A 25,883-nucleotide genomic window follows, 5' to 3' on the forward strand; every position below is an offset into this window, starting at 1 on the left:
CAAAAGGAAAACGGCGCCTCGAGGGCGCCGTTTTTTGTTTTTGTACAGTGCGTTAGCCCTGGATCTTGTCCGCCCGCATCGGGCAGGACAGGTAAACTCCGAACTCCTGCCCCACATCGCAGCTGACCCGCGCGTGCACTTTGCCCTGGCGGTCCAGGAACCGCTGGCTGTCCTCCACCGGAAAGATGCCTTCGTGCCAGATGTTCGGATGGATATAGAGCCCCTTGGAGCCATCGCACCAGAAGGCCACAACCTTCTCCGGTTTCAGATCATCCCCGGGCAGCGCCGCGGGAATGATGAAGGGTTTGTTGTCCAGCGGATAGAACAGCTGGCCGCCGTCGGGGTGGTAGTTCATGTGCCACAGCAGCACCTGATCCCGCGGTGCACTCTGCGCCTCCACCTGCGCATTCTGCGGGTCGGTGGACCAGCCCAGCACATAGTTGCCGTTGACCGCTTCGTTCTCGCCATACAGAACATCTCCGCGCCAGTCGCCGCGGAAGGTGCCCTCGACCCAGCCTGCCTCGTCCCCGGTGCCATCGTCGATCGGGCGCCAGCCTTGCGCGGGCCATTGCACGATCTCGATCTCGAAGTTCTCCGGATCATCCACCAGGCAGCCGTAGCCCCTGACGCTTTCCTCGGTGGCCCGGATCAGCGGCACCTCGTGCCAGGGCAGCGAAGGTTTGCTGCTGGCTTCAAAGATATACTCGGGCGCGCTCATTTTGCGGAATCCCCCGCAGCCATATGCTTGTCGACCATGCGTTGCACCATCGGTGCAAAATGCCAATAGTCCGGCGTTTGCATATCAGCCCGCTTTCCGGCCTCATCCAGATAGCGCACCGCGATGATCTGCTTGAGGTTTGGGTTCTTCTCCATCTCAGCCACTTCTTCGGCGTTCATCGGTCCGCCTTGCAGGTTCAACGAATGGATGGAAGCCTCTGATAAACGGTTGAAATATTCCGGTTTGGTGGCGCAGAGATAGCGTTTCGCCGCCACGTGGTAGCGCACGCAATCGGTGATAACCGAGGGGAAGAACTGTTCCAGAACCTCGGCGCCGGCCTCCTCATGAAACCGGTCCTCGGTGTCATCCATGCTGAAAGTGCCGAACTCGCTGGTGAAATGGCCGATATCGTGCAGAAGCGCCCCCACGATGATCTCTTCCGGCTGCTTGTTCTGCTCGGCAATGGTGGCGCCCTGCAGCATGTGTTCGGTCATGGTGACCGGCTCGCCCAGGTATTCCTCATCACCGCGGCGGTCGAAGATGTCGCCGATGAAGGCAACAATGTTTTCTTGGGTCAGCTTGCTGAAATCCGGCTTGCTCATGGCTCAGCCCTCCAGTTGGGCGTTCAGCACGTTCAGGGTCGAAAGCAGCCCGTCCTTGTCGGCGTAGCAGCCCTGCAGCCAGCGCGAACCGGACCCGGAATACCCAAGGCGCGCGTGCATCACACGGGTGTTGTCGACGATAAAGCTTTCGCCCGGCTCCAGCTTAAAGGAGACGCCCATGTCCGGATCGTCGATGAACTCACCCAGGCGGCGGTAGGCCGCGTAATAGGCCTCCATCTTGTCGAACGGAATGTCGACAAAAGGCGCCGAGGAGCGGTTGTTGAAGCGCATGCCGACCATCTCGCCATCCGGCGACAGCTCGATCATCGGGCGGCGCGATTTCAGGTGCACGCCGTCGGAGCCCTTGTATTCGAACCGCGCCGGGTAGCCTGCCAGCAGGGCAAACCCTTCGGGGTTTTCCGCCTTCAGGCGCTCAGCCGCGCGAAAGCCGTCGACCACGATGCTCTCGCCGCCTTCTGCCGAGTTTTCCAGGCAATAGAGGATCTGCAGCGACGGCACCGGATCCCGGTAGGGGTTGTCGGTATGCGCCTGCAGGCCCAGGCCGGTATAGGCGAGGTTGGTCGGGTTCACCTCGGTGCGGACCTCAAAATACTTGCCGTAGTTGGTTTCGCGGACAAAGCCGAACATTTCGGCGTTCTCAATCAGCGCGCCTTCTGTCACCGGGCCGTTCACCAGTTTGGCAAAGCCGAGGCGGGCAATCGCGTCCAGCCAGTCACGTTTGACCTTCGGGTCGGATTTAACGTCGTTCCAGTCAAAGGCGGGGGCGGGCTGGCTGCTGTTCCAGGTCTCGATACCCGGCGCCATGCGGCCGAATTCAGACGCCTGATCAACGTCATAGGCGTGTGCCTTCAACCAGTCTCCCGGGAAGGTGACGGTCTTGCCTTCCGGCGCAAAGGTAACGGTCAGCGCGCCGTTTTCCACCAGTGCGGTGCTGATCCTGGTGTCTGCCGGAATGTCACCGATGGTAATCAGACGCTGGCCGTTACCGGGCGAGCGGGTCTCAGGGTCCAGCGCGTTGTCACGCAGCCAGATCGCGTGAAAGCGGCTGTCGCTGCCGTCTTCGAATGTCAGGGTCAGAAAGCTGCCGGATGCGTCGGCGGATACGGAACGGGGCATAGGGGTCTCTCCGGTTGGCCTGGTTCTTGCTTGCCTTGCTATCGCGGCTGAGCCATCAAGAGAACGACGGAAATCGGGGTAAGAGAGTTAGGTTTTCTAATGTCCAGGAAAATCACGCGGAAAGGCCTGCCGCCGCTCGATTGGCTCAAGGTCTTCGAAGCCGCGGGTCGGCATGGCAGCTTTACCGCGGCCGCAGAGGAATTCGGCGCCACACAGGCCGCGGTCAGCCAGCGGATTCGCAATCTTGAATCCTGGCTTGGCCGGCAATTGTTCATCCGGTCTGCGCGTGGCGTGTCGCTGACAGTGGAGGGGGAAAGCTATCTGCCGCTGGTTCACGATTCCTTGCGGGCATTGGAGCAGGGCACTGAGAACCTGTTCGGCCACAGCGTCCGGGAACTGCGGATTGCGGCCCAGCCTTCGCACCTGGAAATGCTGCTGCTGCCGCAGCTTGCAGCATTTTCCGAGGCTCACCCCGAGTTGAGGCTGGTCACGGAAACCGTGCCAAAGCGGCTGGATTTTGAGGCTGCGGACGGAGCATTGCACATCCGCTACGGGCGCGGCGGCTGGCAAGGACGGGAGGGCATTCTTCTGGCCAATGAGGTGCTTCAGCCCATGGCCGCCCCCGAAACTGCTGCTGACTGGCGCAACCTGCCAGCTATCGAACTGCGTGGCGAACGCCCGGGCTGGGCCGAATGGGCGCGGGTCACGGGAGAGGCTCCGCCAGAGACCGGGCCGGTTTCGGTGGATTCCATGGCCCATGCCCTGCGGGCGGCCCGGCTGGGAATGGGCGCCGTTCTAGGATCTCAGGCCCTGGCCGCCAATCTGCTGCAATCCAGGCAATTGATCTGCCTGCCGGCTGCTGAGCTTGTGAACATTGACGGCTACTGGCTGACCTGGCCGCCAAGCCTGGGCAAAACGCCGCGCCAGATGGCCCTGCTGAACGCCCTTGCGGACGTCATCAGACAGCAGCTGCCTGATGCAGTAAGGGGCTGAAACATAAGAGAAATGGCGCACCTGAGAGGATTCGAACCTCTGGCCTCTGCCTTCGGAGGGCAGCGCTCTATCCAGCTGAGCTACAGGTGCGTTGTTACAGCGGGGTATAACCGTGGTTTGCCACCGCTGCAACGGGAAAAAACCGGCTGTTTCCAATTTCATGCCCGCATGCGCGATTGAACGGGCAGAAGCTGTCTCAGAACAAAAAAGCCTGCACCGGGACGTGCAGGCTTGCATTCTTGCAATGGCTGGCAGGTTTATCCTCGCCAGGTGCGGACAACACCGCAGTCCATATGGACGAAATTCGACCGGTGATATTTGCCGACACCGCCAGCACGGCAGGCTTCGGCTGCCTTGGCCATCTGCGAGACTGAGCGTGACGCAAGACGCAGATCCGCCGCCTGGCCGCGCATGTGGAGCGAGTTCTTGGCAACCCCGCGCGAGCGGCTGCGCAGCATGGCGTTGGTTTTGGGGCTGCGGTAGCCGGACAGCAGCATATAGGGTTCGTTCACGTCCAGCAGATTGTGCGAGGCAGCCATGATGTCGATGGTGCGCAGGTCCATGTCCTTGACCTGATCGGTCCGCCAGTCCCGCATGAAGTGGTTGATTTCCTTGACCGCGTCCTTGATGTAGTCGCCGTCGATCCAATACACCATATCCAGACGCTCGCCGGTGCGGCCGGAATACATGCGGATCCGGCGGATATCACCGCCCCCGCGCAAGAAACCTGCTGCATTGGAGAAAGTCGGGGCCGCTGCCACTGCGGTTGCAGCAAATACACCCAAAATAGAACGCCGGGAGATCCCCGTGCCCGCGGTTTTTGCCATTGTCACTGCGCCGTCCCGTACGCTTTTAGTCCTGCCTGAGCGCCCGATGTTACGGGCTCGCCAACTGTCCTAGTTGACGTGCGGCTTGTATGGCATAGCCTGAATCAGGTTCCAACATTTCTTTGCCGCTCTGTAACGTTAGGGGCGTTTTTCGGCAATTTCTTGCGCAAAAGGGGAGGCGGACGGTGCTTTTCCCCGCGACTGTTGCAACCGGGTTTCATAGACGCGGCAACAGTGCATCAAAGTTAACTTTTCGCGATTGTGAATGGACAACGAAGGCTGGCATTTACCAGAATTTCAGGTAGGCACTGCCAAAATTGAAAAAATCGTCTCGAGGACCGGATATTATGACGCGCGCTTCTGCAGCTCCTTTTTTGCCAGGACTAAAAGCAGGCCTGTTTGCCTTGGCATTGAGCAGCCTGACCGCCGGGGCAGGTGCCGGTTCCGCCCAGGCCGAAGTATCGGCAGCTTTCCGCCAGGCCGTGGCTGAGGCAGCCTCCACCAGCGATGCGGTGGCCCGGTTTTACCGGGAAACCGGCTATGAGGCGATCTGGACCGGCAGTGATGAGGCGGCACGGCAACGCCGCAGCGCGCTGCTCGCGGCGCTGAGCGAGACCCAGGCCCACGGCCTGCCGGACCGCTCTGCCCAGGTCGGCGCGCTTATGCAGCAGATGCGCGATGCACGCACTACCCGCGACGTTGGCACGGTCGAGGCCGCGCTCAGCCAGGCGATGGTCGAATACGCCACCGACTTGCAGACCGGTTTGCTGGTGCCGTCGCGGATCGACGATGGCATGGTGCGCAAGAAGCACACCGTCGATGGCTCCGCTTTCCTGGCGGGGATCCGGGACGCGCAGCCCCATGCATATATGCGCAGCCTCGTGCCGGCCTCGGCCCAATACCGGGGCCTGATGCGGGAAAAACTGCGGCTTGAAAAAATCCTGGCCGGCGGCGGCTGGGGGCCGGTTGTAACGGCCAAAAAGCTGGAACCGGGTGACCAGGGGGCAGCGGTGGTTGCGCTGCGGAACCGTCTGATGGCGATGGGTTATCTCCAGCGCAGCGCCTCTGGCAGCTATGACGCTGCCATGGAAACGGCGGTTCAGAATTTCCAATCGGACCATGGGCTGGAAACTGATGGCGTTGCCGGTGCCGGCACGATTGCAGAAATCAACAAACCAGTGAGCGAGCGGCTCAAATCCATCATCATCGCGATGGAGCGGGAGCGCTGGCTGACCCCGGACCGGGGCGAACGCCATGTTCTGGTCAACCAGACCGATTTCACCGCCAAAATCGTCGACAACGGCGATGTGACGTTTGAGACCCGCTCGGTGATCGGCAAGAACACCCACGACCGCCGCAGCCCGGAATTTTCTGACGAGATGGAGCATATGGTGATCAATCCGAGCTGGTACGTGCCGCGCTCGATCATCACCAAGGAATACCTGCCCAAGCTGCGCAATAACCCGAATGCGGTCGGCCATATCCAGATCACCGACCGGCGCGGCCGGGTGGTAAACCGCAGTTCTGCCGACTTTTCGCAATATACTGCGCGCAACTTCCCCTATTCCATGCGCCAGCCCCCCAGCAGCCGCAACGCGCTGGGACTGGTCAAGTTCATGTTCCCGAACAAATACAACATCTACCTGCACGACACCCCGCAAAAGAGCCTGTTTGCCCGCGAGGTGCGCGCTTTCTCGCATGGCTGCATCCGCCTGGCGCAACCGTTTGAGTTTGCCTATGCGCTGCTGGCCAAACAGACCGAGAACCCCAAGGATTTCTTCCACCGAATCTTGAACTCCGGCAAGGAGACCAAGGTTGAGCTGGAGCAGAAGGTGCCGGTGCATATCATCTACCGGACCGCGGTTGTCTCGGGCAAAGGCCGCGCGGAGTTCCGCCGCGATGTCTATGGCCGCGACGCCAAGGTCTGGGCTGCGCTGGAACGGGCAGGGGTGGTGCTGCCCAGCGTTCAGGGGTAAATATCAGGCCCATACAGGATAATTCTGAAAGGGCCTGCCATGTTCACAATCCGCCAGATCGCCGAGTCCCTGGGTGCAGAAGCCCAGGGCGACCTGGACCTGCAGATCGCGGGCGCGGCCGAGCCGCAGGATGCTGACGCCAGCCAGATCGCTATGGCTATGGCGCCCAAGTACGCTGACGGGTTGCAGTCCGGCCTGGCGCAGGCCGCCATCCTGTGGGAAGGGGCGGACTGGCAGTCCTTTGGATTGAAAGCAGCCATTTTTGCGCCGCGCCCGCGCATGACCATGTCCGGCGTAACCGCGATGCTGGACAAGGGGCAAGGGTATTCCCAGGGCATTCACCCTTCCGCTGTTGTCGATCCGGCGGCTGTTCTGGGCGAAGGCGTCTCAGTGGGGCCGCTGACGGTAATTGCGGCAGGCGCAAAAATCGGTGCGGGCTCGGTGATCGGCCCGCATTGCTATATCGGCGCGGATGCTGAAATCGGTGAAGGCGCATTACTGCGGGAAATGGTTTCAATCGGTGCCAGGGCCGTTATCGGAAACCGGTTCCGGGCACAGCCCGGCGCACGTGTCGGCGGCGATGGATTTTCCTATGTGACCCCAGAAGTTTCCGGTGCCGAAAACGCCCGCAAAACCATGGGGGATCAGGGCGGCGCGCAGGCGCAATCCTGGGTCCGGATCCACTCCTTGGGCGCCGTTACCATCAGCGATGATGTTGAGATCGGCTCCAATTGCACCATTGATAACGGCACAATCCGCAATACGGTGATCGGCAACGGGACCAAGCTCGACAACCTTGTTCATGTCGGCCACAACACCCGCGTCGGAAACGATTGCCTGCTGTGCGGTCAGACCGGCGTCTCCGGTTCTGTGGATATCGGAAACAATGTGGTTCTGGGCGGCCAGTGCGGCGTGGTGGACAACATCTTTATCGGTGACGGGGTGATTGCTGGCGGCGGCACCAAGATTCTGTCCAACGTGCCCGCAGGCCGCGTCATCATGGGATACCCGGGCGTCAAGATGGAAACCCACACCGAGATGTATAAGGCGCAGCGCCGCCTGCCGCGGTTGATGCGTGACATCGAATTGTTAAAAAAGGCTGTTTTCAAGTAACCGACGAGTTACTACATCTGCCTCAGCCTAAACGATCGGGGATCGCTACATGAGCATTCAGGACAAGGTCATCGCAATCATTGCCGAACAGGCGGTTCTGGAACCGTCGGATGTGACCCTCGACAGCACGCTGGAAGACCTTGGGATCGACAGCCTGGGGCTGGTCGAGAGCATCTTTGCCATTGAGGAAGAGTTCGACATCTCGGTCCCTTTCAATGCCAACGAACCGGAAAAGAGCGATTTCAGCATCGCCAATGTTGCTGCAATCGTGGACGGCATCAGCAAGCTGGTTTCGGAAAAAGCGTAATCTGCAATGAAACGAGTCGTGATAACCGGGGCGGGAACCATCAACGCCCTGGGCCATTCGGTGCCTGCGACGCTGGAGGCCATGCGCGAAGGGCGTTGCGGGATCGGGGAGCTGGAGTTCCGCGACGTGGAACGGCTGGCGATCCGCATTGGCGGCCAGGTCCGCGGCTTCGAGGCCGAAGGCCGGTTCAACCGCCAGCAAATGAGCCTCTACGACCGCTTCACCCAGTTCACCCTGACCGCCGCCAAGGAGGCGATAGATCAGTCCGGACTGGAATTCCATGGTGAGCTGTCAGCCAAGGCCGGCGTTGTGCTGGGCAACTCCGGCGGCGGTATGCAGACGCTGGATGAGAATTACCGCAGCGTCTATGAGGACGGCAAAAACCGGGTGCACCCCTTTGTGGTTCCCAAGCTGATGAACAATGCAGCTGCCGGCCATGTTTCCATGCAGTTCAACCTCAAGGGGCCAAGCTTTACCGTCTCGACGGCTTGCGCCTCTTCGAACCACGCCATGGCCCAGGCGTTCCAGATGGTGCGTTCCGGCATGAGCCCGGTGATGATCACCGGCGGCTCAGAGTCCATGCTGTGCTTTGGCGGCGTGAAGGCCTGGGAAGGCCTGAGGGTCATGTCCAAGGATGCCTGCCGCCCCTTCAGCGCCAATCGCAACGGGATGGTGCAGGGCGAAGGGGCCGGCGTTTTCGTTTTCGAGGAATACGAGCACGCCAGGGCCCGCGGCGCAGAGATCCTCTGTGAAGTGATCGGATTTGCCATGTCCTCCGATGCGGCAGATATCGTGATGCCCAGCAAGCAAGGCGCGGCGCGGGCCATCTCCGGTGCGCTGCGGGATGCGCGCATAGACGGCTCTGAAGTAGGCTATATCAATGCCCATGGCACCGGTACGGCCGCAAATGACAAAACCGAATGCGCCGCGGTGGCGGATGTCTTCGGGCCGCATGCCGACAGCCTGATGATCTCCTCCACCAAATCGATGCACGGCCATCTGATCGGCGGCACCGGGGCGGTGGAGCTGCTGGCCTGCATCATGGCGCTGCGCGACGGCGTGATCGCCCCGACAATCGGCTATCAGGAACCGGACCCGGAATGCGCGCTGGACGTGGTGCCGAACGAAGCCCGGGAAGCCCGGGTTGATGTCGCGCTGTCCAACGCCTTCGCCTTCGGCGGGCTGAACGCCGTGCTTGCGCTGCGCAAAGTCTGACACTGGAAAGAAAAACGCCGCGGCGCTAAACGGCCGCGGCGTTTTATCTACAGACTTCAGCCTGCGGTTACTGTTTGACGACGTCCACCACGTCATAGCCTGCGGTGAAACCGCTGAGAGACAGTTTCATCTGCACAACCTGATCCGGAGCCGGAGCCGGGCGCAGCGACAGAACCGCTTCGTTGCCCTTTTTGAAGGCATCAATGTCGCCTTGGGTCAGGCCGATCTGCGCCACGCAGCCCAGCTGGTTGCAGAAGGAATAGTTGTACCGTTTGGCCGGCGCGCCATCAATGGAGATGGTCAGCGCTGCGGGCAGCAGCGTTTCCAGCGGCACAATCACAGTGGCGCCGGCAACAGCCTGGCCGCCCTGCTGGTCAATGCGGAACAGCGAGACTTCGGCGATCGGATTGCCCTGCGGGCCGGACAAGACCTGCAGCAGCGAACAGGGGTCGGTGCCGCCTTCGGTGCGGATGCAGGCCAGATCCCAGTCGCCATGGGTTTCCTTGGAATACCGCTCGCCCAGCTGCGGGCCGTCAGCAACCGGTTCGCCAAGGTCCAGCAGCTGATCCGCGGTGGAGCCTGCCTGCTCTGAGGTTTCTTCCCCGGCGGCCTCTTCTGCTGCGGTTTCCTGCGCAGCCAGGGGCGCGGTCATGGCGAGCACAGCGGCAAGCGTGATCGGGGTCAGGGACTTCAACATGAATGCCTCATTTATCTAAAGACGCTGTTATGGCGTGTACCACGGCGCTGGGTCACTGTCAGGTCAATAACAAATGATTGGCGGGGAATTCCGCGCAAAAGGGTTCAATCCCTGAAGTTGCTGGAATAAAACCAAAAAAGGGAACCCGATGGTTCCCTTTTTCGTGTTTGCGTCTCCCCGTCGGACTGGCCGACTTAGTTATTGCGTAGGACGTTACGAAAGGGTTGGCCATCGGTCAACATGCAAGTTCAAAAAAATGCAATGAGGCGGGATTTTAAGGAAAATTGGCGTGGTTCAGGGCAGGGGCCGGGGCAGAACGCCCGTTCTTCGGGCGGCTGCGGCAAAAAGAAGGCCGTGCACAAGGCACGGCCAGTCTGACAGGGAGGAAATGTCCGCCACGGCAACCGCATTTGCAGGGGCGGGCAAGTTTGACTATCGCACGCAAAAGTTAACGTTGTATTGTTATCCACAGGAAATAAAGGCAGGGGCGGATATGGCAGACAGCATTTTTTTGGGCGGCGGCGGCGAAGGCTACGGCGCGCCGCAAGCACTGGATTTGAAATATGCAAACCGGCACGGGCTGATTGCCGGGGCCACGGGCACAGGCAAGACGGTCACGCTGCAGATCCTGGCGGAAGGGTTTTCCAACGCGGGCGTCCCGGTGATTTTGGCCGACGTCAAAGGGGACCTTTCCGGCCTGGCAAAACCTGGCAGCGAAAGCCACAAGCTGCATGAGGCCTTCACGGCACGGGCGCGGAAAATCGGATTCACGGACTACCGCTATCATTCCTGTCCGGTCACATTCTGGGACCTTTACGGCCAGCAGGGGCATCCTGTGCGAACCACGGTGGCCGAAATGGGCCCGCTCTTGCTGTCGCGGCTGCTGGAGCTGAGTGAAGCGCAGGAAGGTATATTGAATATCGCGTTCCGGCTCGCGGATGAGGAAGGCCTGCCGCTTTTGGACCTCAAGGACCTGCAGGCGCTGCTGGTTTGGATCGGCGAGAACCGCAGCCAGCTGTCCTTGCGGTATGGCAATGTGTCGCCTGCGTCCATCGGAGCCATTCAGCGCCGTTTGCTGGTGCTGGAAAACCAGGGCGGCGCCGGCCTGTTCGGCGAGCCGGCGCTGGCGCTGAGCGACCTGATGCGCTGCGACGCCCAAGGCAGGGGGATGGTCAATATCCTGGCAGCGGACAAACTGATGGCCGCGCCGGGGCTTTACTCCACCTTCCTTTTGTGGCTCCTCAGCGAGCTGTTCGAGGAACTTCCGGAAGTCGGCGATCCAGACAAACCTAGATTGGTCTTCTTCTTCGACGAAGCCCATCTTTTATTTGAGGACGCACCCAAAGCCCTGATCGACAAGGTTGAGCAAGTCGCCCGTCTGATCCGCTCCAAGGGGGTGGGTATCTATTTTATTACCCAGAACCCTGCCGATGTGCCTGAGGATATCCTTGGCCAGCTGGGCAACCGCATTCAGCACGCGCTGCGGGCCTTTACCGCCAAGGACCGCAAAAACCTGAAACTGGCCGCCGAGACCTACCGCGAAAACCCGCGGTTCTCGACTGGGGATGCCATCCGCGAGGTTGGGGTTGGCGAAGCCGTGACCTCGATGCTGCAGAAGAAGGGGGTGCCGGGCATTGTGGAGCGGACATTGATCCGTCCGCCCAGTTCCCAGCTTGGGCCGCTCACCGCGCAGGACCGCGCGGCCATCCTGAAATCTTCTGACATGGCGGGAAAATACGACACACCCGTGGACAGGCGCTCAGCCTATGAGATTCTGGCGCAACGCACGCAGACTGCAGCGCAGCAGGCGGAGGCATCCGAGGCTGCGGCAGAGGACGCACCGCAGCCGATGGCGCGGGAATTCAATGCGGCGCGGCGTTTCTCCGGCTCGCGGGTCAGCCGGTCGTCCTCCAGGACCTACCGCAAAAAGGACACGTTCACCTCTGCCATGTCCGAAGCGGTGATCAAGGAGCTGAAAGGCACCACCGGCCGCCGCATCGTGCGCGGAATCCTCGGCAGCCTGTTCAAGGGGCGCTGAATCCAAAACGGGGCTGGCAGCAGCCAGCCCCGTGCCTCCGGCAGGAGTATTTTCCACCAGAAAGAAGCAAAAACGCCGCCCGGTCAGGGCGGCGTCTTAGGTTACTTTTCAGGGATCAGGCCGCGCGGGCTGAACCTGAGCACCAGAAGCAATATCAGCCCCATGGTGAACAGCCGCATATGCGAGGCGCTTTCCAGCAGATGCGCCTTCAGAGCGCTGCCTTCTGCCATGCCGGAGGTGACTGCCTCCATCAGCAGAATGCCCATCGGCTCCACCTTGATCCAGAAGAACCAGATCAGCATGCCGCCCAGCACAGCGCCAAAGTTGTTGCCGGAACCGCCGACAATCACCATCACCCAAATGAGGAAGGTAAAGCGCAGCGGGTTGTAGGTGCCCGGTGTCAGCTGACTGTCCAGCGTGGTCATCATCGCACCGGCAATGCCGCAGATAGCAGAGCCCAGCACAAAAATCTGCAGATGGCGGCGGGTCACGTCCTTGCCCATCGCCTCAGCCGCGGTTTCATTGTCGCGGATCGCACGCATCATCCGGCCCCAGGGGCTTTTGAGGGCCATCTGCGCCATCCACAAGAAGGCCAGCAGAACCGCAGTGAACAACAGCGCATAGCCCGCCTTGACATAGATAGTGGAGGCCAAAACCGGATCCAGGCCAAAGCCCGCAGCGCTTTCCACAAAGGCGGGATCGTTTTGCAGATCGACCTCATAGGGCAGCGGACGGGGCAGGCCGACCACGTTTTTCACGCCGCGCGACAGCCAGTCCTCGTTCTTCAAGACCGCCAGGATGATCTCGGCAATGCCCAGCGTGGCAATCGCCAGGTAGTCAGAGCGCAGGCCCAGTGCAGTCTTGCCGATCAGCCAGGCCGCACCCGCCGCCAGCAGCCCGCCCGCAGGCCAGGCCAGCAGCACCGGCAGGCCCAGGCCGCCGATATTGCCCTGCAGCGCCGGGTTGATCGCCTCAACCGAGCCCACTGCCGGATCGAAGATCGCGCGGTAGACGAAGAAACCCATGATCAGCACAGCCAGCAGAACAGCGGTGCGCAGCTTGCCCGCGGGCATGAACTTGGTGATCATTACGGCAGCCGCAACGGTCAGCGCGCCCATGATCAGCGCCATCACGATGCTGACCCCGCCAGAGGACCAGGCCTCGGGGATCACCGGAGTGGAGGTCAGCACCACCGCCAGCCCGCCAAGCGCGGTAAAGCCCATGATGCCGACGTTGAACAGCCCGGCAAAGCCCCACTGGATGTTCACTCCGATGGCCATGATAGCCGAGATCAGCCCCATGTTCAGGATCACCAGCGCCGAGTTCCAGGAGCCCGAGAAGAACAGGAAGTCGGTCATGCCCTCTGCGAGGATCATCACGCCGACAAAGACGAAAAGAAGGGTATGTTTCATGGTCTCACTCATACCGCTTTCCCTTTGAAGAGGCCGGTGGGCTTGAACAGGAGGACAACAATTAGGATCGCAAAGGAAACCGCGAACTTGTAGTCAGTGCTGAGGAGCTGAACCAGCCCGTCAGGCGCCAGGGCATCCGGCAGCGAGTAATTCAGCACCTTCTTCCAGGCATAGGTGATCGTCACCTCGGAGAAGGCGATGATGAACCCGCCGGCAATCGCGCCAATCGGATTTCCAAGGCCGCCCACGATGGCGGAGGCAAAGATCGGCAGCAGCAGCTGGAAATAGGTGAAGGGTTTGAAGGATTTGTCGAGGCCGTAAAGCACGCCGGCAATGGTCGCCAGTCCCGCCACGATCATCCAGGTGTACATCACCACCCGCTCCGGGTTGATGCCCGACAGCAGTGCCAGATCCTCATTGTCCGAATAGGCCCGCATGGATTTGCCGGTGCGGGTCTTGTTCAGGAACCAGAACAGCACTGCCACCACGATGATCGCGGTGATCACGGTGATGCCCTGGGTGGTCTTGATGGCCAGGCCTTCGTTCAGGCCGGTCATCTGCTTGAAGGTGCGCGCCTTGATGATGAAACGCTCGCCATCAGCAAACCGCTGATCGCCGGGGCCGATGATGAATCGCACAAGTCCGTTCATCATGAACATCACACCCAGCGAGACCATCACGAAGATCACCGGTTTTGCCTTCTGCGCGCGGTAAAAGCGGTAGACAGTCCGGTCGGTAAACAGGGCCAGCGCAATTGTGCCTGCAATGCCAAAGGGCAGGGCCAGCAGCGCCGTCGGCAGCACGCCAAAGCTGATTCCCATGGACTGGAACAGCCATGTGACCAGGATCGTCACCATCGCGCCAAAGGCCATGGTGTCGCCATGAGCAAAGTTCGAGAACCGCAGAATCCCGTAGATCAGCGTCACCCCCAGCGCGCCGAGCGCCAACTGGCTGCCATAGGCCAGCCCGGGGACAACAACAAAATTGGTAAGCGCCACAAGGGCGTTGAGAAGATCCATTATTGATCCTCCTTGCAAGAGCCAGCTATGACTGTTGTTTCAAATGGAGAGATAAGAGATTGCTCCGTAAGGACAAACTCTCCATCTTTCCAGTTGTCATAGATGCGCAGTGCGGCAACCTCCAAATTGTCTTCGGAAAGTTGCATAGCTCTGTATTTGTCTCCTGATGTGAGTTCATCACTCACTGCGAGTTGGCCAAAGAAAACTCTTTCGCGAGCAATCGGGGCAACGCTTTCCATTTTCATTACGTTCTCTTGAATGCTGACTTCCAACAGGAAGGAGCCATCTAAACAACTAGTTGGCTGGCAGCTTGCTCCAGACATACAGAGTGCTTCGATGGTGCAGGTTTCAACAGAACATAAAATGGAAGGTGTAGTTGCAGAAAACGCGGGAAATGCACTTAGTGTGCACAAACCTATTGCAGCCAGTGTGGAATGTGTCTTGCCAACGGGCATCACTCAGCCCCCCAGGAACGATTTGCGCACTTCGGGATCGGCCAGCAGCTCTTTGCCGGTGCCGGTATAGGCATTACGCCCCTGCACCAGAACATAGCCTTTGTCCGCGATCTCAAGCGCTTGCTTGGCGTTTTGCTCCACCATCAGGATCGGCAGCCCGGTGCGGGCGACCTCGATAATCCGGTCGAACAGCTCATCCATCACGATGGGGGAGACACCTGCTGTCGGTTCGTCCAGCATCAGAACCTTGGGCTTGGTCATCAGCGCGCGGCCCACCGCCACCTGCTGGCGCTGGCCGCCGGACAGCTCGCCGGCCGGCTGGTTGCGCTTTTCCTTCAGGATCGGGAACAGGTGATAGACCTGCTCCATTGTGTCCCGGATGTCATCGGTGCGGATAAAGGCGCCCATCTCCAGGTTTTCCTCCACCGTCATCGAGGTGAAGATGTTGCTGGTCTGCGGCACAAAGCCCATGCCCTTGACCACCCGGTCCTGCGGTGACAGCGCGGTGATATCCTCGCCACCCAGCCGCACCGCGCCGGAACGCACGTTCAGCATCCCGAACACCGCCTTCATCGCGGTGGATTTGCCGGCTCCGTTCGGGCCCACGATCACGGCGATTTCGCCGGGGTTCACGGCGATGGTGCAGTCATGCAGGATGTCCGGCCCCTTGCCGTATCCGCCTGTCATGGTGTCGCCAATCAAAAAGGGTTCAGACATCAAAGGCCTCCCTTGTTCTTCTGGCTGAAAATATCCCGGGGGAGCCGCGCAGCGGCGGGGGCAGAGCCCCAATAACCAACAACTCTGCCCATCATGCTTCCAGCTTGTCTTTGTTCTTGAGACCAGTGCCCAGATAGGCTTCGATCACATGCTCGTTCGCCTTGATCTCGTCCAGCGTGCCCTCGGCCAGCTTCTTGCCCTCGGCCATACAGATCACCGGATCGCAAAGGCGGCCGATAAATTCCATGTCGTGCTCGATCACGACAAAGGTATAGCCGCGCTCTTCATTCAGGCGCTTGATGGCATCGGCAATGGTATAGAGCAGAGTGCGGTTCACACCGGCGCCCACCTCATCCAGGAAGACGATCTTGGCATCCACCATCATGGTCCGGCCAAGCTCCAGCAGCTTTTTCTGGCCGCCGGACACCTGGCCCGCCTTCAGATCGGCGATATGGCTGATTGTCAGGAACTCCAGCACCTCATCGGCCTTGGCCCGCAGCGCGCGTTCCTCATCAGCAATCCGCTTGCGGCCGAACCAGGTGTTCCACAGGGTCTCGCCCGATTGCGCGCCCGGCACCATCATCAGGTTCTCCCGGCAGGTCATAGAGGAGAACTCATGCGCGATCTGGAAGGTGCGCAGCAGACCTTTATGGAACAGCTCATGCGGGGGCAGGCCGGTGATATCCTCACCATCCATGGTGACACGGCCGGAGGTCGGCGGCAGAACACCCGCGATTACATTGAACAAAGTGGTTTTGCCGGCACCGTTCGGCCCGATCAAACCGGTTATGGACCCCTTTGCGATTTCCAGCGAAGCGCCGTCCACCGCGTGGAACCCGCCGAAGTGCTTATGCAAGTCCTCGACGACGATCATGTCATTTCATCCCCTGCCGCGATTTTGCGGCGTTTTTAACTTGGAACAGCCCGGGCGGAACCCGGGCTGCTCTTTTTCGGTTAGATTTCTGATGGTTATCAGCGGAAGCGCAGGGTTTCGTTCTTGCCGCCCTTCACTTCGATCTCGCGGTAGGAGCCAGCGCTCTCACCCGGGCCGATCAGCTCAACGCCGGTCGCGCCCTGATAGTCAACGTCGCCGCCAGCGGCGAGGATTTCCAGCGCCTTGCCCAGCTCGCCCGGGTTGATCGGCTCGCCCGGGGCGTTGGCCACGTCCAGGATCTTGCCGACATAATCCGCCGGGTTGGTGGAGTTGGCAGCCTGCATTGCCAGCAGGAACAGCGCCGCCGCGTCATAGGATTCAGACGCATAGGCCGAGGTGCCGTCAAAGCCGCGCTCTTTTGCCATTTCGGCAAAGATTTCCGCGCCCTTGGAGTCGGAACCCGCGATCTGGCCGAAGGAGCCGTCCAGGTCCGGGCCGACGTTGGCCGGCAGGGTGTCGCCGATCATGCCGCCGGGCAGGCCAAAGGTGTCAAACGCACCGGAGTCCAGCGCGCCCTGGATGATGCCCAGGCCGCCCTGGTCCAGGTAGCCTGCAACCACCAGTATGTCGCCGCCGGCCGATGCCAGCGCGCCGACTTCTGCGGAATAGTCGCCCTTGCCGTCTTCATGCGCGGTCACGATGGTGACTTCGCCGCCAACACCTTCAAAGGAGGACTGGATCGCGTCCGCCAGGCCCTTGCCGTAGTCGTTGTTGGTATAGGTCAGCGCGATCGAGTTGATGCCGCGCTCTTTCAGGATCTCGGCCATCACCTGGCCTTCGCGTGCATCCGACGGCGAGGTGCGGAAGAACAGCCCGTTGTCTTCCATGGTGCTGAGGCCGGGCGAAGTTGCGGACGGCGAAATCATTACCATGCCGTTCGGGATCGCCACGTTCTGCAGGATGGCGCCGGTCACACCCGAGCAGTCGCCGCCGATGATGCCGTTCACGCCTTCAGCGACCAGTTTCTCGCCGTTGGCCACAGCCAGGCCGTTGTCGATGCAGCCGGTGTCGGCACGGACCGGGGTCACGGTGGCGCTGTCCAGCAGCTTGCCCGACTTGGTGACTTCTTCCATGGCCAGCTCGGCGCCGTCGCCCATGGCCGGGGCCAGCGATTCAATCGGGCCGGTGAAGCCGAACAGCACGCCCAGTTTCACTTCCTTGGCGTGGCCGCCGGCAAATGCGGTGCCAGCCGTCAGCGCAGCGGCCGCAGTGGCCATCAGCAGTTTCTTCATTTGAAAACTCCCATTGTTGGAACAAAAATGTTCACATCGGACCCTAGGCAAGCCGGTAGAAAAAGAAAAGTCTTATCGAACCGGAACATTTGTCCTTGGGCCGCTTGGTTTAAGCTGCACCTCCATAAGATCCCCGGATGCAGCGCGGGCGAGCCTCTACAGGGGAATCAGAGAAAGGAAAAGACCTCAATGCCGCGAAAATCCCTGCTCTTGACGGTTGCCCTTGCGTTCCTGACGGTTTTCACGGCAGCGCGGGCAGAAAACCTGCCCAGCAGCCTGGGCGATCTCAAGGTGGCACGCATGGCTGAGGGCTTTGATGTGCCCTGGGCCTTCGGGTTTTTGCCGGATGGCGGCCTCCTGGTGACTGAGCGGGACGGTCAGCTTTACTATGTCCGGGACGGCAGGCGGCAGCGGATCAGCGGAACGCCTCCGGTGGCCGCCGAAGGGCAGGGCGGCTTGCTGGATGTCATGATCCCGCGGGATTTTGCCCGCAGCCGGGAGGTGTTTTTGACCTTTTCCAAACGGCAGGGCCGCGGTGCCGGAACGGCGCTGGCTGTTGGGCGCCTCAATCCTGCCAATTCCCGCCTGTCCAATCTGCGTATCCTGTTTGAGGCCGCCCCAGGCGCATTGGGCGGGCGTCACTTTGGCTCCAGAGTGGTGGAGGCGCGGGACGGCACCTTGTTCCTGTCCCTGGGTGAGCGCGGCGACCGGCCCAGCGCCCAGAACCTGCGCCTGCACCAGGGATCGGTGGTGCGGATCAACCGCGACGGCACGGTTCCGGCGGACAATCCCTTTACCGGCCGCGAGGATGCCCAGCCGGAAATCTGGTCCTACGGCCACCGCAACCCGCAAGGCATGGCATTGGACCTGCAAGGCAGCCTATGGGTCGCCGAACATGGCGCCAGAGGCGGCGACGAGGTGAACCGGGTCCGCAAAGGGCGCAATTACGGCTGGCCCGTTATCTCCTACGGCCGCCACTATTCCGGCGCCCGGATCGGCGAAGGCACCTCGAAACCCGGGATGGAGCAGCCGGAATGGTACTGGGACCCCTCAATCGCCCCCTCCGGCATGATGATCTACTCCGGCAGGATGTGGCCCGAATGGCGCGGGGATATCTTCGTCGGCTCGCTCAAGTTCGACTATATCTCCCGCCTGTCCGGTGCGCCGCTCAAAGAGGTTGAACAACTGCGCAGCAGCGAGACAGGCCGCATCCGCGATGTGCAGGAGGCGCCCGATGGCAGCATCTGGTTTGCCTCGGAGGGGGAAGGGGCGATCTTGCGGATCGCCCGCTGACAACCGGGGCCTTAAGCCTTATACGTCGCCGCCTTGCTGCCGCGCTCGCGGTAGGGCGTGGTGTCGTAATGCGCCCGGTAGCATTTGGAGAAATGCGATGGCGAGGCAAAACCGCAGGCCAGCGCCACATTGATCACGCTCATATCGGTCTGCATCAGGAGGTTGCGCGCCTTCTGCAGCCGCAGCTCCATATAATAGCGCTTGGGCGAGCGGTTCAGGTAGCGGCGGAACAGCCGCTCCAGCTGCCGGGTGGACATGCCCACATCCTGCGCCAGAACCGAGGGGCTGATCGGCTCTTCGATATTGGCTTCCATCATCTGGATCACCATCGACAGCTTCGGGTGCCGCACACCGATGCGGGTCGGGATCGACAGCCGCTGGGTGTCCTGGTCGGTGCGGATCGAGGAATAGATCAGCTGATCCGCCACCGCATTGGCCAGCTCTTCGCCGTGGTCATTGGCAATCAGCTTCAGCATCAGGTCGATCGAGGACGTCCCGCCCGCGGTGGACACCCGGTTGCCGTCAATGACAAAAACCGATTTGGTCAGGTCGACCTCGTCGAACTCCTCAGCAAAACTGTCGGCGTTCTCCCAGTGGATGGTGGCGCGCTTGCCGTCCAGCAGCCCGGCCTTGGCCAGGGTATAGGAAGCCGTGCACAAACCGCCCACGGTCAGCCCTTTGCGGGCCTCCCGGCGCAGCCAGGCCAGCAGTTTCTTGGTGGTGGCTTCCTGCACGTCAATGCCGGAACACAGCATCATCACGTCGTCGCGGCGCAATTCGATCAGATCGCTGTCCAGCTGAAAGGTTGTTCCGGCCGAACAGGTTACGGTCTCGCCGCCTTCGCCGATTAGAGTCCAGGAATAGGTATCATCGCCATTCATACGGTTGGCGATCCGAAGGCATTCGACAGCCGATGCGTAAGACAGCATCGTGAACTTGTCGAGAAGCACAAAAACGAACCTTTTCGGCTGGCCGGCTTCAGCTCCAGAATCAGCAGGCTTGCGTGTCGTCTGCATGGCGCGCGTCCTTCAAGAAACAGATCGGGCCGCGGCAGCTTGCTGCGCGGCGGGTCGGGAAACCGTGCTCACAGCTTGAAGCCGGGGTCAAGTAGGCGCATTTCTAAACTGGCCTCCGCGGAGCGGATTTTGTATAGAGCACGCAGGATATACTAAAGACCTCTGATGCGGAGATAAAGTCATGAGCGAATGGCAAAAATCGGACTGGCGCAACAAGCCGCGGGTGCAGATGCCGGACTACACCGATGCCGCAGCGCTGAACGCTGTCGAGGCTCAGCTTTCCAAGTTCCCGCCGCTGGTCTTCGCCGGCGAGGCGCGCCGCCTGAAACAGCACCTGGGCGCGGCAGGCCGCGGCGAGGCGTTCCTGCTGCAGGGCGGCGACTGCGCTGAAAGCTTTGACCAGTTCAGCGCCGACGCAATCCGCGACACCTTCAAGGTGATGCTGCAGATGGCGATGGTGCTGACCTATGGCGCCAAGGTGCCGGTGGTGAAGGTGGGCCGGATGGCCGGCCAGTTCGCCAAGCCGCGCAGCGCGGCGACCGAAACCATTGATGGCGTCGAACTGCCCAGCTACCGCGGCGACATCATCAACGAACTGGATTTTACGGCCGCAGCCCGCATCCCGAACCCGCAGAAGATGCTGCAGGCCTATACCCAGGCCGCGGCCACGCTGAACCTGCTGCGCGCCTTCTCCACCGGCGGCTTTGCCGATATGAGCCGGGTGCATTCCTGGACCCTGGGCTTTACGGACGAGCAGGAAGTCCAGAAATACAGCGAAATCGCAACCCGCATTCAGGACACCATTGATTTCATGAACGCGGCCGGCATCAGCGCCGACACCACGCATGAATTCTCCACCGTCGAATTCTACACCAGCCACGAAAGCCTGCTGCTGGAATATGAGGAGGCGCTGACCCGCCTCGATTCGACTTCCGGCAAATGGCTGGCCGGTTCCGGCCACATGATCTGGATCGGCGACCGCACCCGCCAGCCGGACGGCGCCCATGTTGAATTCTGCCGCGGCGTGCTGAACCCGATCGGCCTCAAGTGCGGCCCGACCACCACCGCTGAGGATCTCAAGGTGCTGATGTCGCGCCTGAACCCGGAAAACGAAGAGGGCAAGCTGACCCTGATCGCCCGCTTCGGCGCCGGCAAAGCGGGTGAGCATCTGCCGCGTCTGGTCAAGGCGGTGAAGGAAGAGGGCGCCAACGTCACCTGGGTCTGCGACCCGATGCACGGCAATACCATCAAGTCCTCCACCGGCTACAAGACCCGCCCCTTCGACAGCGTGCTGCGCGAGGTGCGTGACTTCTTCGGCGTCCACAAGGCCGAGGGCACCATCCCCGGCGGCGTGCATTTCGAGATGACCGGCCAGGACGTGACCGAATGCACCGGCGGCGTGCGCGCGGTGACCGAAGAGGATCTGAGCGACCGCTACCACACCGCCTGCGATCCGCGCCTGAACGCCAGCCAGTCGCTGGAACTGGCCTTCCTGGTGGCCGAAGAACTGTCCGCCCTGCGCGCCAGCCAATCCGCACGCCAGGCCGGCTGACCCCGGCAGGGGCCGCCGGTTGCGGCGGCCCGCTTCAGACATGTGAAGATAAAAAGGCGCCCCGGAGTTCTCTCTCGGGGCGCAGTCAATTCAAGTGCTATGACCTTGTACTTGAATGATAAGATTTGGCCTAGGGTCAGTCGCGGCTGACCACCAGACGCAGATGCGGTGCGCCAGTGCGTTTGCCGGCAGCCGGGGTGTCTTTCTGCGCCTCGGTTTCGGGTTTCGCAGGCGGCCGTGTCCGGCTGCGGTCCAGCAGCGCCTTGGCTTCATCCAAAAGCGAGCGTTCAGGCTTGAACCGGGCCTGGGTCTCAGCAAAGCCAGGATTGGGCTGGTTCACCTCCGGGCGCTCCTCCTTGGCGTCAGCGCGCGGCTTGGCCTTGAATTCCCCGCTGTCTGCAGACTTGCCAACGGTGCGCATTTCAATCGAGCTGATTGAGAAACGCTGGGACGTCGCAGCGGTTCCGTCTTCTGCCACCAGTACCCCCAGCACCCGGCTGATGTCCCCCAGATCGCTGCGCAGCGGCATCAGCAGCATCCGGGCTTCGCGCGGCGTGCGCTGGCGCGGGGCCTCGATTTGCAGCTCCAGTTCGACGATGGCAGGCGTTTCAAACATATGCTCCATGGCGGAGCTCAGCTGTTTGCGCGCTTCGGTGGTGAAGAAGGCCGTGACCGGCATCCCGCGCACTTCCATCCCTGCCATTTCATTGACCAGGGAGCCAGCCAGGCGGAACCGCGCGATACCCGGTGCGATCCGTTCCAGAATAAACGTGTTGCTCAGGATGTTTTCCAGGCCGCGCGGGTCGATCTGCGACCGGCTGGGCACGTCGTCGCCGCGGCGAAGCGCGGTCCAATAGGCCTCCGCCTGGCGCAGCGGCGACTGCGCGCCACCCTTGCGGAAGCGGCTCATGGATACAACCTTGTTCTGGCTTGTCTGCATGTCAGTTCCGCTGCGGCTGCCAAAAATCATCTTCTCATCCCCTTGACCCCCGGACGCCCCTTGGTCTCCAGCAGCCTGTGGCTGTGTTAACTCTTAGGGCCGGTATGGTTACCCTGAAGTTAAGATGACACAATCTAATTCAAATTTGGACTACTTCTTTAAGCAATGGTTAACGCGTCGGGATGGGGGAGTTTATGCGATTGCGCTTGCACCCTATACTTTTGAGACAGTAGAGCAGACCAATCACCAGCGAAACGAGGGTTCTATCCATGACGATCCGCAGTATGACGGCCTTTGCCTCGGCGCAGGGCAGCCTGGGGCCGCACAGCTGGAGCTGGGAACTGCGCTCTGTCAACGCCAAGGGGCTGGACCTTCGCCTGCGGGTTCCGGATTGGCTGGAAGGCCTTGAAAACCAGGTCCGTTCCGTTCTGGGCAAATCGCTGGCGCGGGGCAATGTTTCCCTGTCGCTGCGTATCTCCCGGTCCGAGGACAGCGCAGGCCAAGTGCAGGTCAACACCAATGTTCTGCAATCGGTGGTCAAGGCCCTGGCCGAAGCGCAGTCGGTTGCCATGCAGAACCGGGTAGAGGTGCAGCCCGCCTCTGCGGCAGAGCTTCTTGCGTTCAAGGGCGTGCTGGAACAGTCTTCGGGCGACGATGATCCGGCGCCGCTGGTTGCCGTGCTTGGCAAGGAACTGGAAACCCTTGTGGCGGAATTCGTTCAGATGCGCGAGGCCGAGGGCGCCGCGCTTGCCGTAATCCTTAACGGCCAGCTGGAACAGGTGGCCGCCCTGACCGCCCAGGCGGCAGAGCGTGCTGAAGAGCGCAAGGTGAAAATGGCCGAAACGCTGAAGGCCAACCTGGCCCGCGTCATGGACAATGCAGAGGGCGCCGACCCCGACCGGGTGGCGCAGGAACTGGCGCTGATCGCAGTCAAGGCCGATGTGACAGAGGAACTGGACCGCCTTGGCGCCCATGTGGACGCCGCCGCCGATTTGCTGGTCAAGGGCGGTGCCGTGGGGCGCAAGCTCGATTTCCTGATGCAGGAGTTCAACCGCGAGGCCAACACGCTGTGCTCCAAGGCGCAGCATGCCGGGTTGACGGCAGTGGGGCTTGAGCTGAAAACCGTGATCGACCAGATGCGCGAGCAGGTCCAGAACATAGAATAAGAAAAGGAGTGCTTTGATGGCGGACCGCCGCGGCCTTTTGATCATCCTCTCGTCGCCTTCGGGCGCAGGCAAATCCACCCTGGCCCGCCGCCTGATGGCTTGGGACCCGGGTCTTGCCTTCTCTGTCTCCGCCACCACCCGCGCCCCGCGCCCGGGCGAGGAGCACGGACGCGAGTACTACTTCATGTCGGAAGACGAATTCAAAACCAAGGTGGCCGAGGGCGGCATGCTGGAACACGCCCATGTGTTCGGCAATTTCTACGGCTCGCCCGCAGGCCCGGTGAAGGACACCATCGAGGCCGGCCAGGACGTGCTGTTCGACGTCGATTGGCAGGGCGAAATCCAGATCCGCAACTCCGACCTGGGCAAGCACGCGCTGTCGATCTTCATCCTGCCGCCTTCGATCACCGAATTGCGCCGCCGCCTGGAAACCCGGGCCCAGGACAGCGACGAGGTGATCTCCAAGCGGATGATGAAAAGCTGGGACGAAATCAGCCACTGGGGCTATTATGACTATGTGCTGGTCAACGACGACCTGGACGAAACCGAGGCCAAGCTGAAAACCATCGTCGAGGCAGAGCGGATGCGCCGCATCCAGCAGCCCAAGCTGCAGGACCACGTCCGCGCCCTGCAGACCCAGTTCGAGGAACAGTCATGACCCTTTTTGCCCTTGGCGCCGACCGCCCGCAAATCCACGAAGACACCTGGGTTGCCCCTGATGCCAACCTGATCGGCAAGGTGGTGATGGAGGCGGGGTCTTCGGTCTGGTTCGGTGTCACCATCCGCGCCGATCACGAGGAAATCCGCATCTGCGAAGGCACCAATGTGCAGGAAAACGTGGTGATGCATATTGATGCAGGCTTCCCGCTGAACATCGGCAAAAACTGCACCATCGGACACAAGGCGATGCTGCACGGCTGCACCATCGGCGAAAACTCTCTGGTCGGCATGGGCGCAACCATCCTGAACGGTGCCAGGATCGGCAAAAACTGCCTGATCGGGGCGGGGGCGCTGATCACCGAGAACAAGGAAATCCCCGACAATTCTCTGGTGATGGGAAGCCCCGGCAAGGTGGTGCGCGAGGTCGACGCGGCCCTGGCCGAAAAGCTCACACAAAGCGCGCTCCTCTATCAGGACAACATGCGCCGGTTCCGGGCGGAACTGAAACCGCTGTAGCCGGCGCCGCAGGCAGCACGGTTTTGCGCTGATTGAACGGTTTCTGCCACAACAGGTTTACAGAACGGCAGTAGGCAGGCCGGACTGGTCAACAGCGGGGAACAGATGACGAGCGAGCTGATAGAAGGATTTCTGGCGGCCATTCCGCTTCCGGCGGTGATGGTGGATCAGACCGAACGTTTCATCGCCGTAAACAGCGGTGCGGAGGCGCTGCTGGGGCAGGGCGTGCAGGGCCGCCACTTCGCCACCATCCTGCGCCAGCCCAGCGTTGCCACCGCGATCGAGGCCTGTCTGCACGACAAGCAGCCCCGCACTGCCCGGCACCTGTCCAACGACGGCGCCCAGGACACCACCTACACGGTCACCCTGCGCTATGTGCCCGGCATCGGCGCGGTGGGCGGCGGCGCGGTGCTGGCCTGTTTCGACGACATCACCGAACGCCAGCAGGCCGGCCAGATGCGCCGCGACTTTGTTGCGAATGTCAGCCATGAGCTGCGCACGCCGCTGACGGCCCTGATCGGCTTTATCGAAACCCTGCGCGGCCCGGCCCGGGACGACGCCGCTGCCCGCGACCGGTTCCTGACGATCATGGAAGGCGAGGCCAGCCGGATGAACCGCCTGGTCGGGGATCTTCTGTCACTCAACCGCGTGGAAAGCGAGGAACGGGTCCGCCCCAAGGAGCAGGTGGATCTCACCGGCCTTCTGTGCTCCACCCTGAAAACTCTGTCGCCAGTGGCAGAGGCCCGTGGCACTGCGATGACACTGGAGGCACCGGAGGATCCGGTCGGTGTCACCGGCGACCCGGATCAGCTGCAGCAGGTCTTCACCAACCTGGTGGAAAACGCGGTGAAATACGGCGGCGATCAGGTGCGGGTCGTGCTGACGCATTCAGAGCGCGATCCGTCAGTGCGTGCGCCCGCCGCGCTTGTCCAGGTGATCGACAACGGCCCCGGAATCGCTGCCGTCCACCTGCCGCGGCTGACAGAGCGCTTCTACCGCGCCGACAGCCACCGCTCCCGCGAGATGGGCGGAACCGGGCTGGGTCTGGCGATTGTAAAACACATCATCAACCGCCACCGCGGCCGTCTGCGCGTCGAAAGCAACGTTGGCGAAGGATCTGTTTTTACAGTCGTTTTGCCGGATTGATCTGCACAGGAACACGCGCCGGAAGCACGCCGCAGCCGTAAAACCACGGCGGCGGCGTTGCCGTTTGTGACCGATTTTTTTCGCCGCAAACCGGCTTTGTCATACGGCTGTTACACAGCTGTCACAAAAGCCTCATCACCACCCCATAGGAGAGGCGGCAAGATCATCGAGGGGGTGATCGACATATGAAACTCTTGGAGAC

At 61.3% G+C, this 25,883-nt stretch carries 25 protein-coding genes and 1 tRNA gene; 12 read left to right on the forward strand and 14 right to left on the reverse strand.

Annotation, left to right across the window (positions count from 1 at the left end):
- Positions 1-52: 52 nt before the first annotated feature.
- The 3 genes from ACXAHG_RS00735 to tmpA are packed head-to-tail and all read right to left on the reverse strand — an operon-like array spanning position 53 to position 2,457.
- Positions 53-718 (reverse strand): ureidoglycolate lyase, encoded by a 666-nt coding sequence (locus tag ACXAHG_RS00735; RefSeq protein ID WP_475055414.1) that lies wholly within the window; start codon positions 716-718, stop codon positions 53-55.
- Entirely contained in the window at positions 715-1,320 is a 606-nt protein-coding gene (gene tmpB / locus ACXAHG_RS00740) for a (R)-1-hydroxy-2-trimethylaminoethylphosphonate oxygenase (protein ID WP_475055416.1), read from the reverse strand. Before tmpB ends, ACXAHG_RS00735 begins: the two co-directional genes overlap by 4 nt.
- 3 nt (positions 1,321-1,323) lie before the next feature.
- On the reverse strand, positions 1,324-2,457 hold the full coding sequence (tmpA, locus tag ACXAHG_RS00745; protein WP_475055418.1) for a 2-trimethylaminoethylphosphonate dioxygenase: 1,134 nt from the start codon (positions 2,455-2,457) through the stop codon (positions 1,324-1,326).
- Positions 2,458-2,556: 99 nt separating this feature from the next.
- On the opposite strand from tmpA, the gene ACXAHG_RS00750 reads away from it, so the two are divergent.
- Complete coding sequence (locus ACXAHG_RS00750) at positions 2,557-3,450, forward strand: LysR family transcriptional regulator (protein ID WP_475043305.1); 894 nt, start codon at positions 2,557-2,559, stop codon at positions 3,448-3,450.
- Positions 3,451-3,463: 13 nt separating this feature from the next.
- On the opposite strand, the gene ACXAHG_RS00755 is transcribed toward ACXAHG_RS00750, so the two are convergent.
- Both ACXAHG_RS00755 and mepK read right to left on the reverse strand, forming a co-directional pair.
- Positions 3,464-3,540 (reverse strand) — tRNA-Arg (locus ACXAHG_RS00755).
- Between the two features lie 167 nt (positions 3,541-3,707).
- Complete coding sequence (gene mepK / locus ACXAHG_RS00760; protein ID WP_475045287.1) at positions 3,708-4,277, reverse strand: peptidoglycan L,D-endopeptidase MepK; 570 nt, start codon at positions 4,275-4,277, stop codon at positions 3,708-3,710.
- A 347-nt stretch (positions 4,278-4,624) separates the two neighbouring features.
- Between mepK and ACXAHG_RS00765 the strand changes: the two genes are divergently transcribed.
- From ACXAHG_RS00765 to ACXAHG_RS00780, 4 genes are read left to right on the forward strand one after another with little or no spacing between them, the layout of a single operon-like run.
- Complete coding sequence (locus tag ACXAHG_RS00765) at positions 4,625-6,253, forward strand: L,D-transpeptidase family protein (protein ID WP_475055420.1); 1,629 nt, start codon at positions 4,625-4,627, stop codon at positions 6,251-6,253.
- A gap of 39 nt (positions 6,254-6,292) precedes the next feature.
- Positions 6,293-7,366 (forward strand): UDP-3-O-(3-hydroxymyristoyl)glucosamine N-acyltransferase, encoded by a 1,074-nt coding sequence (gene lpxD / locus ACXAHG_RS00770; RefSeq protein ID WP_475043302.1) that lies wholly within the window; start codon positions 6,293-6,295, stop codon positions 7,364-7,366.
- A gap of 49 nt (positions 7,367-7,415) precedes the next feature.
- Complete coding sequence (locus ACXAHG_RS00775) at positions 7,416-7,673, forward strand: acyl carrier protein (RefSeq protein WP_475043301.1); 258 nt, start codon at positions 7,416-7,418, stop codon at positions 7,671-7,673.
- Between the two features lie 6 nt (positions 7,674-7,679).
- Complete coding sequence (locus tag ACXAHG_RS00780) at positions 7,680-8,888, forward strand: beta-ketoacyl-[acyl-carrier-protein] synthase family protein (protein ID WP_475055422.1); 1,209 nt, start codon at positions 7,680-7,682, stop codon at positions 8,886-8,888.
- Positions 8,889-8,955: 67 nt separating this feature from the next.
- On the opposite strand, the gene ACXAHG_RS00785 is transcribed toward ACXAHG_RS00780, so the two are convergent.
- Positions 8,956-9,585 carry an invasion associated locus B family protein gene (locus ACXAHG_RS00785; RefSeq protein ID WP_475043298.1) on the reverse strand — a complete coding sequence of 210 codons (630 nt, stop codon included), beginning with the start codon at positions 9,583-9,585 and terminating at the stop codon, positions 8,956-8,958.
- A gap of 493 nt (positions 9,586-10,078) precedes the next feature.
- Between ACXAHG_RS00785 and ACXAHG_RS00790 the strand changes: the two genes are divergently transcribed.
- Positions 10,079-11,623: a helicase HerA-like domain-containing protein gene (locus ACXAHG_RS00790; RefSeq protein ID WP_475055424.1), complete on the forward strand. Its 1,545-nt coding sequence runs from the start codon at positions 10,079-10,081 to the stop codon at positions 11,621-11,623.
- Between the two features lie 101 nt (positions 11,624-11,724).
- Here ACXAHG_RS00790 and ACXAHG_RS00795 read toward each other — a convergent pair whose 3' ends face one another.
- The 6 genes from ACXAHG_RS00795 to ACXAHG_RS00820 all read right to left on the reverse strand — a co-directional run bounded on the left by ACXAHG_RS00795 (position 11,725) and on the right by ACXAHG_RS00820 (position 17,392).
- Positions 11,725-13,047: a branched-chain amino acid ABC transporter permease gene (locus ACXAHG_RS00795; RefSeq protein ID WP_475055426.1), complete on the reverse strand. Its 1,323-nt coding sequence runs from the start codon at positions 13,045-13,047 to the stop codon at positions 11,725-11,727.
- The gene (locus ACXAHG_RS00800) at positions 13,044-14,054 is read right to left on the reverse strand and encodes a branched-chain amino acid ABC transporter permease (RefSeq protein WP_475055427.1); all 1,011 of its coding nucleotides are present in this window, start codon (positions 14,052-14,054) and stop codon (positions 13,044-13,046) included. The genes ACXAHG_RS00795 and ACXAHG_RS00800 overlap by 4 nt, the downstream gene beginning before the upstream one ends.
- Positions 14,054-14,509, reverse strand: coding sequence for a hypothetical protein (locus ACXAHG_RS00805; protein ID WP_475055429.1), 456 nt, complete (start codon positions 14,507-14,509; stop codon positions 14,054-14,056). Before ACXAHG_RS00805 ends, ACXAHG_RS00800 begins: the two co-directional genes overlap by 1 nt.
- Before the next feature lie 3 nt (positions 14,510-14,512).
- Positions 14,513-15,226: an ABC transporter ATP-binding protein gene (locus tag ACXAHG_RS00810; protein WP_475055431.1), complete on the reverse strand. Its 714-nt coding sequence runs from the start codon at positions 15,224-15,226 to the stop codon at positions 14,513-14,515.
- Between the two features lie 91 nt (positions 15,227-15,317).
- A complete protein-coding gene (locus tag ACXAHG_RS00815; RefSeq protein WP_475043287.1) occupies positions 15,318-16,100 on the reverse strand; it encodes an ABC transporter ATP-binding protein in 783 nt (260 codons plus the stop codon).
- Between the two features lie 98 nt (positions 16,101-16,198).
- Positions 16,199-17,392 (reverse strand): ABC transporter substrate-binding protein, encoded by a 1,194-nt coding sequence (locus ACXAHG_RS00820; RefSeq protein ID WP_475055432.1) that lies wholly within the window; start codon positions 17,390-17,392, stop codon positions 16,199-16,201.
- A 189-nt stretch (positions 17,393-17,581) separates the two neighbouring features.
- On the opposite strand from ACXAHG_RS00820, the gene ACXAHG_RS00825 reads away from it, so the two are divergent.
- On the forward strand, positions 17,582-18,685 hold the full coding sequence (locus ACXAHG_RS00825; protein ID WP_475055434.1) for a PQQ-dependent sugar dehydrogenase: 1,104 nt from the start codon (positions 17,582-17,584) through the stop codon (positions 18,683-18,685).
- An 11-nt stretch (positions 18,686-18,696) separates the two neighbouring features.
- Here ACXAHG_RS00825 and ACXAHG_RS00830 read toward each other — a convergent pair whose 3' ends face one another.
- Positions 18,697-19,701: a GlxA family transcriptional regulator gene (locus ACXAHG_RS00830; RefSeq protein ID WP_475043281.1), complete on the reverse strand. Its 1,005-nt coding sequence runs from the start codon at positions 19,699-19,701 to the stop codon at positions 18,697-18,699.
- Between the two features lie 181 nt (positions 19,702-19,882).
- Here ACXAHG_RS00830 and ACXAHG_RS00835 point away from each other — a divergent pair, with 181 nt between their 5' ends.
- Positions 19,883-21,253, forward strand: a complete 1,371-nt coding sequence (locus ACXAHG_RS00835) for a class II 3-deoxy-7-phosphoheptulonate synthase (protein ID WP_475055436.1) — start codon at positions 19,883-19,885, stop codon at positions 21,251-21,253.
- Between the two features lie 136 nt (positions 21,254-21,389).
- Here ACXAHG_RS00835 and ACXAHG_RS00840 read toward each other — a convergent pair whose 3' ends face one another.
- Positions 21,390-22,223, reverse strand: a complete 834-nt coding sequence (locus ACXAHG_RS00840) for a PAS domain-containing protein (protein WP_475055438.1) — start codon at positions 22,221-22,223, stop codon at positions 21,390-21,392.
- Between the two features lie 239 nt (positions 22,224-22,462).
- Here ACXAHG_RS00840 and ACXAHG_RS00845 point away from each other — a divergent pair, with 239 nt between their 5' ends.
- The 4 genes from ACXAHG_RS00845 (at position 22,463) to ACXAHG_RS00860 (ending at position 25,681) form a co-directional block, all read left to right on the forward strand.
- Positions 22,463-23,359: a YicC/YloC family endoribonuclease gene (locus tag ACXAHG_RS00845; RefSeq protein ID WP_475055439.1), complete on the forward strand. Its 897-nt coding sequence runs from the start codon at positions 22,463-22,465 to the stop codon at positions 23,357-23,359.
- 16 nt (positions 23,360-23,375) lie between these two features.
- Positions 23,376-24,017, forward strand: a complete 642-nt coding sequence (gene gmk, locus ACXAHG_RS00850) for a guanylate kinase (protein WP_475055441.1) — start codon at positions 23,376-23,378, stop codon at positions 24,015-24,017.
- Positions 24,014-24,535 (forward strand): gamma carbonic anhydrase family protein, encoded by a 522-nt coding sequence (locus ACXAHG_RS00855; protein ID WP_475055442.1) that lies wholly within the window; start codon positions 24,014-24,016, stop codon positions 24,533-24,535. The genes gmk and ACXAHG_RS00855 overlap by 4 nt, the downstream gene beginning before the upstream one ends.
- A gap of 105 nt (positions 24,536-24,640) precedes the next feature.
- On the forward strand, positions 24,641-25,681 hold the full coding sequence (locus tag ACXAHG_RS00860) for a sensor histidine kinase (RefSeq protein ID WP_475055443.1): 1,041 nt from the start codon (positions 24,641-24,643) through the stop codon (positions 25,679-25,681).
- Positions 25,682-25,883: the final 202 nt, after the last annotated feature.

This window comes from Leisingera sp. ABD4_442 (assembly GCF_056160905.1).